This is a genomic window from Bacillus sp. NMCC4, from assembly GCF_002998555.1.
Classification (GTDB): domain Bacteria; phylum Bacillota; class Bacilli; order Bacillales; family Bacillaceae; genus Bacillus.
The window spans coordinates 168,620-180,762 of sequence record NZ_PVRA01000002.1 but is presented as its reverse complement, the minus strand read 5'-3'; the positions used below and the strand labels follow the sequence as shown (position 1 = coordinate 180,762).

Annotated in this window: 11 protein-coding genes; 4 read left to right on the top strand and 7 right to left on the bottom strand. The window is 41.9% G+C overall.

Annotated elements, in window-relative coordinates; translation table 11 throughout:
• Position 1 precedes the first annotated feature (1 nt).
• On the top strand, positions 2-925 hold the full coding sequence (locus C6Y02_RS05180) for a COX15/CtaA family protein (RefSeq protein WP_060596176.1): 924 nt from the start codon (positions 2-4) through the stop codon (positions 923-925).
• A gap of 40 nt (positions 926-965) precedes the next feature.
• Here the strand turns inward: C6Y02_RS05180 and C6Y02_RS05175 are convergent, their stop codons facing one another.
• The 5 genes from C6Y02_RS05175 to glsA form a co-directional block, all read right to left on the bottom strand.
• On the bottom strand, positions 966-2,399 hold the full coding sequence (locus C6Y02_RS05175) for a cryptochrome/photolyase family protein (RefSeq protein ID WP_106030796.1): 1,434 nt from the start codon (positions 2,397-2,399) through the stop codon (positions 966-968).
• A 99-nt stretch (positions 2,400-2,498) separates the two neighbouring features.
• On the bottom strand, positions 2,499-5,945 hold the full coding sequence (pyc, locus tag C6Y02_RS05170) for a pyruvate carboxylase (protein WP_095285105.1): 3,447 nt from the start codon (positions 5,943-5,945) through the stop codon (positions 2,499-2,501).
• 80 nt (positions 5,946-6,025) lie between these two features.
• Positions 6,026-7,237 carry a putative lipid II flippase FtsW gene (gene ftsW, locus C6Y02_RS05165; RefSeq protein WP_034662626.1) on the bottom strand — a complete coding sequence of 404 codons (1,212 nt, stop codon included), beginning with the start codon at positions 7,235-7,237 and terminating at the stop codon, positions 6,026-6,028.
• 210 nt (positions 7,238-7,447) lie between these two features.
• Positions 7,448-7,729 (bottom strand): Fpa/YlaN family protein, encoded by a 282-nt coding sequence (locus C6Y02_RS05160; protein WP_003212509.1) that lies wholly within the window; start codon positions 7,727-7,729, stop codon positions 7,448-7,450.
• Between the two features lie 122 nt (positions 7,730-7,851).
• Positions 7,852-8,781 carry a glutaminase A gene (glsA, locus tag C6Y02_RS05155; RefSeq protein ID WP_034662630.1) on the bottom strand — a complete coding sequence of 310 codons (930 nt, stop codon included), beginning with the start codon at positions 8,779-8,781 and terminating at the stop codon, positions 7,852-7,854.
• Between the two features lie 120 nt (positions 8,782-8,901).
• Between glsA and C6Y02_RS05150 the strand changes: the two genes are divergently transcribed.
• Positions 8,902-9,384 (top strand): hypothetical protein, encoded by a 483-nt coding sequence (locus tag C6Y02_RS05150; protein ID WP_034662633.1) that lies wholly within the window; start codon positions 8,902-8,904, stop codon positions 9,382-9,384.
• A gap of 15 nt (positions 9,385-9,399) precedes the next feature.
• Here C6Y02_RS05150 and C6Y02_RS05145 read toward each other — a convergent pair whose 3' ends face one another.
• A complete protein-coding gene (locus C6Y02_RS05145) occupies positions 9,400-10,722 on the bottom strand; it encodes a PhoH family protein (RefSeq protein WP_060596173.1) in 1,323 nt (440 codons plus the stop codon).
• 140 nt (positions 10,723-10,862) lie between these two features.
• Between C6Y02_RS05145 and C6Y02_RS05140 the strand changes: the two genes are divergently transcribed.
• The gene (locus tag C6Y02_RS05140) at positions 10,863-11,480 is read left to right on the top strand and encodes a YhcN/YlaJ family sporulation lipoprotein (RefSeq protein WP_106030795.1); all 618 of its coding nucleotides are present in this window, start codon (positions 10,863-10,865) and stop codon (positions 11,478-11,480) included.
• 101 nt (positions 11,481-11,581) lie between these two features.
• Positions 11,582-11,812, top strand: a complete 231-nt coding sequence (locus C6Y02_RS05135) for a YlaI family protein (RefSeq protein ID WP_012009835.1) — start codon at positions 11,582-11,584, stop codon at positions 11,810-11,812.
• A gap of 31 nt (positions 11,813-11,843) precedes the next feature.
• Here the strand turns inward: C6Y02_RS05135 and C6Y02_RS05130 are convergent, their stop codons facing one another.
• Positions 11,844-12,125, bottom strand: coding sequence for a YlaH-like family protein (locus C6Y02_RS05130; RefSeq protein WP_044334035.1), 282 nt, complete (start codon positions 12,123-12,125; stop codon positions 11,844-11,846).
• Positions 12,126-12,143 lie beyond the last annotated feature (18 nt).

The following is a 12,143-nucleotide window of genomic DNA, read 5'->3' as shown; positions in this document are numbered from 1 at the left end:
GATGAAATTTGCTTTAAGGTTATTGAGCGTGATCACAACGTTTGTGATGCTGATCGTTTTGATTGGCGGTGCGCTTGTGACGAAAACCGGCTCGGGTCTTGGCTGCGGCCGGCAGTGGCCCCTTTGCCACGGACGTTTCTTCCCTGAAATGAACCCTGCTTCCATCATCGAATGGAGTCACCGCATGTCAACAGGGGTTTCCACCATTCTTGTTCTGGCACTGGCGGTCTTATGCTGGAAAAAGATTAGTCCAGTATTCCGTGAAACCAAATTTTTGGTCATCATGTCGATTATATTCTTACTGCTTCAAGCGCTTTTAGGAGCTCTAGCCGTCGTGTTTGGTTCTAACGCCCTTGTGATGGCACTGCACTTCGGTATTTCACTCATTTCTTTTGCTTCAGTGTTACTGCTTGCGCTTCTTGTATTTGAAGCAACCAGATCTGAAACAAAGCTTGTGAAGCCGCTTCATATCGGCAAAAAAATGCAGTTCCATATTTATGGTTTGATCACCTATACGTATATCGTGGTGTATACGGGTGCTTATGTGAGGCATACAAAGTCAAGCCTTGCTTGTTCTGTCTTCCCGTTTTGTTCAAAAGACGGTGCACTTCCAGCGTACTTTAATCAGTGGGTACAAATGTCTCACCGAGCAGCAGCACTTCTTTTATTCGTCTGGATATTTGTTGCGATGTTCCATGCCATGAAACATTATAAAGAACAGAAGCAGCTGTATTATGGATGGATTATTTCAGCCATTCTGATTACACTTCAAGCCATTTCAGGTGTGATGTCTGTTTATTCTCAGCTTGCACTTGGTTACGCGCTGGCTCATTCATTCTTTATTTCCGGTTTGTTTGGGATACTTTGTTACTTCTGCTTACTCATTGCCCGGTTTAAATATGAAAGCAAAGAACCATTCAAATAAGAATTTGTATCCCCCTTTCATGCGGAATGGGGGATTTGTTTTATTGTTGTTTTGCTTCTTCAAATAGCGAAATGGCTTTTTTGCGTCTTTCCTGATGATCAACTGTCGGCAGCGGATATGTATCACCTAGCACACATCCCGATTTCAATTGCTCATCAATCGGCATTTTACTTGGTTCATGAATCCATTTTTCATCGACATGCTCTAGCTCTGGTACATATCTTCTAATATATTCCCCGCTCGGATCAAATCGCTTCGACTGGGTCGTTGGGTTAAAAATACGGAAGTACGGCACGGCATCTGTCCCGACAGATGCAGCCCACTGAAATCCTCCGATATTTGACGCCTCATCATAATCCACAAGTTTTTTTGCAAAATACGCTTCGCCCTTTCTCCAATCAATCAAATAATCCTTTGTTAAAAATGAGGCTGTGACCATTCGCAAGCGGTTATGCATCCAGCCCTCCTCATTTAACTGTCTCATCCCTGCATCAACGAGCGGAAAGCCTGTTTCCCCTTTACACCAAGCTTCAAACAGCGTCTCATCTTCATTCCATTTCATCCCTTGAAACGCCGAATTGATTTCTTTTTCTTTCATCTCAGGATAATGCGCATAAATCATATGATAAAAATCACGCCATGCCAGCTCTTTGATAAAGGTCTCTCTGCCCTCGTCTTCAAATAGTGCTTCTTCATACATCGCATGAAAAATCGTTCGGATCGAAATAGTGCCTGTTTTTAAGAAACGCGACAGCTTGCTCGTTCCAAAAAGAGACGGAATATCTCGTTTCTCATGATAACGCGTTAATCTTTTTTGGATAAAGTGATGCAGCGTGTTCATCGCTTTGTCTGAGCCGATTTGATCAAACTTCCTTGAGCAGCCCTTTAACAAGTCTCGCAGTTTGTCATTTCCTTTTTGCGAAAGCGACTCATCACAAATCGTATGCTCACTGCTGAAAAATGATTTGTCAACTTTTATCACAGGCTGCTTTTCTTGCTTACGCCATGATTGATAGTATGGGGTAAACACTTGATAATGTGACCCATCTGCTTTTAAAATATCTCGCGCCCCGTGAAGGTGTGTATCTTGCCACGTTGACACATGAATGCCCTTCTTTTCTAAAAAATCGGTTACTTGCTGGTCACGCCTTTGGCCGATACCCACTTCATCTTCATTAAAAAAGACGGCTTTGATGTCATACACATCCATGACCTGTTGAAAGACGCGCAGGACATCATCATGGAGAAGGTGAACATACACTTGAGATTCTCTTGCTTCCTTGACGAAATGCGCCAAGTTTTGAAAGAAATGTTCGTTGTTTATATCCAGTTCCATTTCAGTAAAAAATGGATCTAGATGATAAAGAGCCAATAATTTGTACTCGTGTTTTTTTGCATATGTGATCGCTTTTGATAAGGCGATATGATCATCCAATCGCATATCTCGGCGAAACCAAATCACAACAATTTCCAACTTTCTTCACCTCACTCTATAGTGTAATTACTCTCGCAGGCTGCTGCACATTTTAATGCGCTCAAAAAAAGACACATCACGACGGATGTGTCTCACTTATTATTCAGGCTTTAACACAATCAGCAGATCACCGGTTTGAATCGGTTCTCCATTTGTCACATGTATTTCATCTACGACCGCAGTGAATGGCGCTTGTACAGTCGTTTCCATTTTCATGGCTTCATTGATCATCAAATGCTCACCTTGCGAGATTTTCTGTCCTTTTTCCACGAGCACTTTGATGACAGTGCCTGGCATTGATGCGGCAATGTGATTTGGATTTGAACGGTCCGCCTTCATTTTTTCTTGAACGGAGGATTTGATGCTTTCATCCTTAATCACCACTTCACGCGGCTGTCCATTTAGCTCAAAGTAAAGAACTCTTGTGGCATCTGGATTCGGTTCTCCAATCGACACGAGTTTGACAATCAGGGTTTTTCCTTTTTCGATTTCTACCTCAATCTCTTCACCAAGCCTCATCCCATAGAAGAACGTTGGAGTGTCAAGAACAGAGATGTCCCCATAGCTTTCTGCTGTTTGGACAAATTCAGAAAAGACTTTTGGATATAAGGCATACGCAATCGCGTCTTGCTCTGTCAGCGTCAGGTCATGAGATTCTTTGAACTGCTGCTTAATGTCTTCAAAGTCCACTGGCTTCAGCTTCTCACCAGGTCTGACAGTGAGCGGTTCTTCTCCTTTTAAAATCAGCTTTTGTAATTTTTCAGGGAATCCGCCATGCGGCTGGCCTAAATAGCCTTTAAATAATTCCACAACAGAATCCGGGAAGTCTAATGTTGCTCCTTTTTCATAGACATCTTCCTCTGTTAAATCATTTTGCACCATATAAAGTGCCATGTCTCCAACTACTTTAGAGGAAGGTGTGACCTTCACAATATCACCAAACATGTCATTCACACGTCTGTACATTTCTTTTACTTCGTTCCAGCGGTCGCCAAGGCCAACACCTTTCGCCTGCTGCTGCAAGTTACTATACTGACCGCCAGGCATTTCATGCTCATAAATTTCTGTATGAGGTGAGTTCATGCCGCTTTCGAATTCACGATAGTATTTTCTGACAGAATCCCAGTATTGAGAAAGGTGTTCGACAGATTGGACGTTCATGTCTGGCTTTCTTTCATGCCCATCTAAAGCATAGTACAGTGAGCTTGCACTTGGCTGCGATGTGAGTCCGGCCATAGAGCTGACGGCCACATCCACAATATCAACGCCTGCATCAATCGCTCTTGCATAGGTGAACAGTCCATTTCCACTCGTATCATGCGTATGAAGATGGATAGGGATCGTGAGCTCATCTTTTAAAGCAGAGACTAACTCATAAGCTGCCTGCGGCTTTAATAATCCCGCCATATCTTTAATACCTAAAATATGTGCACCGGCAGATTCAAGCTCTTTCGCAAGAGATACATAATACTCAAGATCATATTTCGGACGAGATGGATCAAGAATGTCCCCCGTATAACAAATGGCTGCCTCTGCCACTTTGCCTGATTCACGAACAGAATCAATGGCAAGCGTCATGCCTTTGACCCAGTTTAAGCTATCGAAAATACGGAAGACGTCAATGCCTGCTTCGGCCGACTCCTTTACAAATGCTTTAATCACATTATCCGCATAGTTTGTATATCCGACAGCGTTTGATGATCTTAAAAGCATTTGGAACAACGTGTTTGGCACTTCTTGGCGAAGCTCTTTTAATCGTTCCCAAGGATCTTCTTTTAAGAAACGGTACGCAACATCAAATGTAGCACCGCCCCACATTTCCATACTAAACAGCTCTGGCCATAAACCTGCTGTTGGCTGGGCAACTTTCTTTAAATCATGTGTTCTGAAGCGTGTCGCAAGCAGAGACTGATGCGCATCCCTAAAGGTTGTATCTGTTAAAAGGACGCTATTTTGTTCTTTCACCCAATTGGCAAGGCCCTCAGGTCCATGTGTGTCTAACAATTGTTTTGTCCCAGACGGAATCTCTTGATGAAGAGGAAGCTTCGGTACAATTGGCTTGTCAAAATGAGGCTTCTTTTTCTCCGCTATACCAGGGAATCCATTAATGGTCACGTTACCAATATAAGTCAGCATCTTCGTTCCACGGTCTTTTTGCTTAGGGAAATTAAATAGCTCTGGCGTTGAATCGATAAACGACGTATCGTATTCCCCTTTTAGAAACTTCTCATGCTTTGCCACGTTTTCAAGAAACGGAATGTTTGTTTTAATCCCGCGAATCCTGAATTCCTGTAAATTTCGGACCATTTTAGCAGCCGCTTGGTCAAATGTGAGCGCCCATGTGGACAGCTTGACCAATAGTGAATCGTAATAAGGTGTAATGACTGCACCTTGAAAGCTGTTCCCTGTATCAAGTCGTACACCAAATCCCCCACCTGAACGGTAGGCCATAATTTTTCCTGTGTCTGGCATAAAATCATTTAAAGGATCTTCTGTTGTGACCCTTGATTGAATGGCAAAGCCATGTGTAAAAATATCTTCTTGCTTTGGTATACCGACTTCCTTGCTGTGAAGGTCATGACCCTTTGCGACAAGAATTTGGGTTTGGACGATATCGACACCTGTGATCATTTCAGTGATCGTGTGTTCTACCTGTACCCTTGGATTGACTTCAATAAAGTAAAACTCTCCATTTGCGACAAGGAATTCTACAGTCCCTGCATTAATATACGATACATTCTGGGCCAACTGAACAGCCGCTTCACAAATATCTTCACGCAGTTGATCTGTAAGAGACACACTTGGCGCCACTTCAATGACCTTTTGATGCCGCCTTTGAACAGAGCAGTCACGCTCATATAAATGAATGATATTGCCGTGATTGTCACCAATCACCTGCACCTCAATATGTTTCGGATTTTCAATCAGTTTTTCAACGTATACTTCGTCATTTCCAAAAGCAGCTTTTGCCTCTGACTTCGCACGGTCATAGGCTTCCTTCAGCTCCTCTTTCGTTCTGACAATCCGCATACCTCGGCCGCCGCCGCCTAGTGAAGCTTTAATAATAAACGGGTAACCGTATTCTTCACCGAATTTTTCGACTTCTTTGACCGAATCAACTGGTCCGTCACTTCCTGGAATGACTGGAATTCCAGCTTTTTTCGCTTCATCTCTTGCCTTTACTTTATCTCCAAACATATCTAAATGCTGAGAAGTTGGACCGATAAATTGAATGCCTTCCTCTTCGCATCGTCTTGCAAAATGAATATTTTCAGATAAAAATCCGTAACCTGGATGGATCGCATCCACGTCATTTCGTTTTGCAATTTCGATGATCCCCTCGATATCAAGGTAGGCATCAATCGGTTTTTTCCCTTCTCCAACTAGATATGCTTCATCTGCTTTATAGCGATGATAAGAGCCCGAGTCTTCTTTGGAATAAATGGCCACTGTACGTAAATTGAGCTCCGTACAGGCCCTGAAGACTCTGATAGCAATTTCCCCTCTGTTTGCAACTAGAACCTTTTGAATTGTTCTCTGTGACATTTCTCACTCCTCCATATCCCTTAAAATTTTATATGTACTCTATAATAAAGGAAGAAATGAAAACTGTACACTTTTGTTTTCTAAAGATTCAAAGTTTTCTGCAATCCATTTTTTTGAACTGATGGCTTGCTCATTGATTTTTTCTTTTTGTAACGCTCTTTATATTCAGTAAACATGCTGATATTCAGCAATATTCCCATACAGCCGCTAAGTAAAATGATGGACGATCCCCCGTAGCTGATAAATGGAAGTGTGACCCCTGTAATCGGAATCAGACCTGAAACACCGCCTAAATTAATGCATGTTTGGATCGCAATCATGGAGGAAATTCCTATTGCAAGCAAACTTCCAAATGGATCTTCACACTTTCTTGCAATATAAAAACCTTTCACGACGATGAAGCCAAGGAGAGCGAGAACAAAAAATACACCGAAAAAGCCAAGCTCTTCTGAAATGATCGCCATGATAAAATCTGTATGCGGCTCTGGAAGATATCCGTACTTTTGAACGCTTTCTCCTAGACCCAGTCCAAAAAAGCCGCCTGATCCAATAGCGTAATAGGAATTAATCAATTGATGTCCAGTCGCCCCTGCATCTTTAAATGGATCTTGGAAACTCTCAAAACGCCCGAGACGATTTTGCGTGAAAATTTTATCCCAAAAAAGAATAATAAATGGGGTCACGACGACCATCACGGCACTAAATAGCGCCAGCAGCTTCGCAAGTGTTTTCCCGCTAAACCCTGAGCATAAAATCATCGCGAGAGCAATCATGCCAATGATAAAGGCTGTCCCATAGTCTGGCTGCAAAATGATAAATCCGCATAAGATCGAGACAATCACGATGGGAGGTGTGACTCCTCTTAAAATATGATCAATATAATGCTGCTTTTTTGCATACACAGCAGCAAGATAGATAATGACGACAATCTTCACAAATTCCGCTGGCTGAAGACTAAATGGGCCTATTTTGATCCAGCTTCTTGCGTTCCCTGCAATATGACCGCCAAAGTACACATAGATGAGTGAAAACACTGATAGCAGCAGCATACCGATCTGGAATTTCTTATTTGAAAACAGCTGATATGGAACTAGTGCTGTAAAGAACAAGATGACCGCTCCAACGATCATAAATAAAAGCTGTTTCTTAAAAAAATTATCTGGTGCGGCATCGTATCTGATCACAGATGTAATCATACTTGAGCTATACACCATGACCAAACCGAATGCGCTAATTAAAATAATGGCGAACAATAATGAGTAGTCATACGATTTTAGCATTCTCTTTAACATATAATCCTCTTCCTAACGTCTGTTTCTACTGCTTGATATCCTCTTAGCTGTTTTTATTCTACTACATTTTCTCCGTTTGATCTCGTTTTACCTCTTTTATATTGTTCGTCATTCATGAAAGAATCAAGTCCGTTTGACATCAATCAATGAAAAGAAAATAGAGGACAAAAAAACTCAAACTTATGTTGAGGAAGTTTGAGTTTTCAATCATTATTTTTTTGTGAACGCATCATGAAGTGCGGAAAGCTCTCTCTCAAGTTTATCGAGTAGTTTCTTACCTTCATGTTGATCAACTAATCCAAGCCGGACAGCAAAATCAATTTCTCTCGATAATCCGAACATTTGAGTATCTAAAACCTCTTCATAAAGAGGACATTGCGGCATCGTTAAGTTGTCCATTTGCACTTGGATCAATTTTAAAATTTTATCTGCATCCAATTTTAATAAAGCCAGTGCTTTTTGCCGATGATCGACTAAAATTTCTGACGCCAAAAGTATCCCTCCGTTCCCCAGGCGAGTACCTAATTCTTCTATTTATCATAAAGCGAAACGCCCAAAATTGCAAGCAGATTTGTACAGTTCGCTTTGTAAAAATAAAAAGAAGCCTTCCTTCATTAAAAGATACTCATCTCATATTTTTCACTCATCAGCTCAAGCAGCTTAATCCCAGCAATACTATTCCCTTTTTCATCCAGAGCTGGACCGAAGATACCGATCCCGAAATCATATGGTGCCGCCCCCATAATCCCGCCTGAGACACCGCTTTTAGCAGGAATTCCGATGTTAATGGCAAATTCTCCGCTCGCATTGTACATGCCGCACGTCACCATAAAGGTTTTACAAATTCTAGCGACATCTTTCGAAAGAATCTGCTTACCCGTCTCTGGATGTCTGCCGTCTAATGAAAAAACACAAGCAATTTTCGCCAAATCCAAGCTATTCATCATGATGGCACATTGTTTCGTATAGACGTCCATGACTTCTTCTACGTTCCCTCTAATAATATGATATTGCTTCATATAATAGCACATCGCCCGGTTAATCATGGATGTCTCAAATTCGGAGGCAGCTGTTTCTTTGCAGTATGTAATGCTTTTGTCATTTGCCAGCTCTCTAATGAAGCCAAGCAAACGGCTCAGCTGATCTTGCGGAGTCGCTCCTCTGATTAAACTCGTGACTGCGAGCGCCCCTGCATTAATCATTGGATTCAGCGGTTTATTCGGGCTCGCTGTTTCCAGTTTGATCATCGAATTAAACGGGTCACCTGTTGGTTCTTGTCCAACAAATTGAAATACTTTTTTTGGTCCTTCTTCTGAGAGCACGAGCGCAAGTGCTAATACTTTTGAAATGCTTTGAAGAGTAAACCGTTTATCTACATCTCCTGCCGAGTGGCACGTATTACTCACATGATACACAGCAACAGATAAATCCGTCTGATCCGCTTTGCCGAGTGCGGGAATATAGGATGCTACTTGACCATCTTTGGCCACTTTTTTTGCTTCTTCTACAAATCGCTGAAGCTCTTCATTGTCGCGACATGCCATGCCTAATATCCTCCCTATCCTTCATGTAAGATTAGTGTGTACAAGGAGACGCATGTTTATGAAAGTGACAAAGCGGGGGAAAACTTCTATAATTTATGTTGGAAAGGGGTTGTCTTGAACATGAGCATCATTCAAATCAAGGGGAACGTACAGTACAAGATCACCATTGATCCAAGTGTATGGATTTTTGATGACCGTAAATTTTTAATGGATTCATTCTTTGAAAAAAGTGCAGAAAGTGAAGAGAATCAGCTAGATCAGGAGCTTGACCAAGAGCGGGTCATAAGAGAAGGTCAGACACTTCCACCCACGTTAAAAACAGAGAAGAAGTATGAAAAGGAAAGACTCGTCACAGGCAGCTTCGGGATGAAGCTTGGCGATATGCTAAAAAATGCTGAGCCGCTTGAACATGCGGATACATGCGAATTTGTCACAGAAACAGGTACAATTGCTGTGCCGCTTTCTCAGGCAATGGAGAGCATTGCTCATTTCAGTCAAAATGGTAAGCCAATCACAGAAGAAGGACCAATCCACGTCTATTTCGCGGATCAGTCCAACCTCACTCAGCCGATAAAAGGTGTCAAAGAGCTGATGATTACATAAGTCAGAGGGTCTGGACTATAGCAAATCAGCGGCAAGCTGTGCAAGTCCAGACCTTTCTCCTTTGACAAGCTTGACATGTCCAGAGATTTGCTGTCCTTTGAACCGCTCGATCACATACGTAAGCCCATTATTTAAGCTGTCTAAATAAGGATGATCAATCTGCTCTGGATCTCCCATCAGCACAATTTTACTTCCTTCTCCGACTCGCGTTAATAATGTTTTCACCTCGTGCTTTGTTAAATTCTGCGCCTCATCAATGATAATAAATTGATCAGGTATACTTCTTCCCCGGATATATGTTAATGCTTCGACTTGAATAGATCCAATTCCCGCCAAAATCGCATCAAGCTCACCAGGCTTTTTTGTATTAAATAAAAACTCTAGGTTGTCATAGATCGGCTGCATCCATGGTCTGAGCTTTTCTTCCTTTTCTCCTGGCAAGTAGCCTAAGTCTTTCCCAACAGGCACGATTGAGCGCGCCACGATCAACTTTTTAAACATACCGAGATCCTCTGTCTGCATTAATCCGGCAGCAAGTGCAAGCAATGTTTTACCAGTCCCCGCTTTTCCGATCAGCGTCACGAGCGGAATGTCACGGCGCAAAAGCAGCTCGAGTGCCATCGTCTGCTGGACATTTTTTGGACGGATTCCCCAAATATACTCTTGATCATAAACGAGACGTTTCATATGCTCTGCCTTTTGATCAAGCATTCCTAAAGCAGAACCGCCTTCATTTCCCTTCATGATGACAAATTGATGAGGGTTAAATGGTGCACTTGTGACCTCTTTTATTGGTAATTGATTTTGCTTATAAAATGTATTCAATTGCTCAGTCGGAATGTAGAGCTCATGATAGCCATTATCGATGTCTTCATTTTGCAGAACACGGTCACTTAAGAAGTCTTCTGCTTGAAGCCCTATAGCATCTGCCTTTACCCGCACTAACACATCCTTGCTGACCAAAATGACAGGCCGGCCATGAGGCTTTGTTTCTTCCTCTAAGCTCAAATTTTTCGCGACTGCCAAAATCCGATTATCGTTCGTTTTTTCAATAAAAATTTCTTGAAGCTCATGGAAGGAGCGGTGATTCAGTTCAATGCGCAGCGTGCCTTTTGATTCTAGTGTAATTTTTTCATGCAGTTTCCCTTTCGATCTTAAACCGTCGATTAAGCGTGAGACACGCCGGGCATTTTGCCCAACCTCGTCCATATATCTCTTTTTCGAGTCTACTTCTTCTAACACAACGGCTGGTATGACGACCTCGTTGTCTTCAAATGAAAAGATTGAATTCGGATCCTGTAATAACACATTTGTGTCTAATACATAAATTTTACTCAGGTCCTTCGCCTCCTGATCGGGGTTTCATTCATCCTTGTCTTTCCCAAAACGATTGTTAAAATATATGTTTTCATGAATAAAGTTAGAAGGTTAATTCAACAATAAAATAAATCATGCAGTTTGTGAAGGAGGGAATATAGATGCGACTATTTATGACATTATTCATGATTCAAGCCATCATTCTGTTGGGCGCTTGCCAGCAGCAGGAAAAGCCAGAATCACTGGACAAGCAAGATGGACGCCAGCACGTAGTACGGGTGTCAGACTCAACAAAGAAAAAGACCAATCAAGCCCGGTCATCCACAGATGTTGCGCAGCATCTTGTCAAAGTGACAGAGAACGTAGCAGATGTCAATGATGCAACGGCGATCGTCATCGGCCGCTATGCTGTTGTTGGTATTGATGTAAAAGATGATTTAGATAGAAGCAAAGTAGAAACCATTAAATATTCAGTTGCAAAAGCGCTGAAAAATGACCCAGAAGGTGCGAATGCTGTTGTAGTCGCTGATCCGGATACAGTCAGCCGGTTAAAAGAAATGGGCAAAGAAATACAAGCAGGCCGTCCTGTAAGTGGGATTATGGATGAACTAGCTGCCATTGTCGGCCGCGTGATGCCAGAGATGCCGAGAAATGAAATCGATCGTCACGAAAAAGACCCGACGAATGAGCCAAATGATCAGCTCAAACAAAACGATCAAAAGCAGTTAGACAAACATCAAAATGATCAATCAAACCATCATATGAATCAGAAGAAATAAAGAGAACGGCTTATATCTCCTGTGATATAAGCCTTTTTCTACGCTGATTTCAAGTGCTTGGAAAACATGCTATAATAAATGCAATAAGTGAGGTGAAAATGATGAGAGTGAAGTGCTCATTATGTGAGAAGCTTGAAACAATTGATGATGATACACTCGTTGCTAAGCGGTTAAGAAATCGACCGATTCATACATATATGTGCGATGACTGTCAGGAACGCATTAAAGTAAAGACAGAAGCACGCATCAAAACTGGCAGATTCTCTCTTTATCAAGATCCTGCGACGAAAGAGAAAAAGAAGAAAAAAGGAAAAAAAGAACAAAAGACATAAAAAAGACCTGACACATGTTCAGGTCTTTTTTTTACGTATTCACTGTTCCTTCTTTTTTTGCACGATGCAGCCGTATTTTATAAATAATCAAAATGGCAGCTGCCACGACTAGGCCTTCCGCTACTGGCAGAAAGATTCCTAGAAATGTGAGAAACGTGCAGCCAAAAATCAAAAACAAGTAAATCACGAGTGCTTTTAAAATCGGTAAACGTCTAGCAAAGCCGAGCTTAAAAACAATAATCGCTAAAACAAGGATGGTACCATATAGGAGCCACATCCCTGTTTGCGGATTTTCATCGACACGAAACAGCATCGCGAAAAAGGATAGATT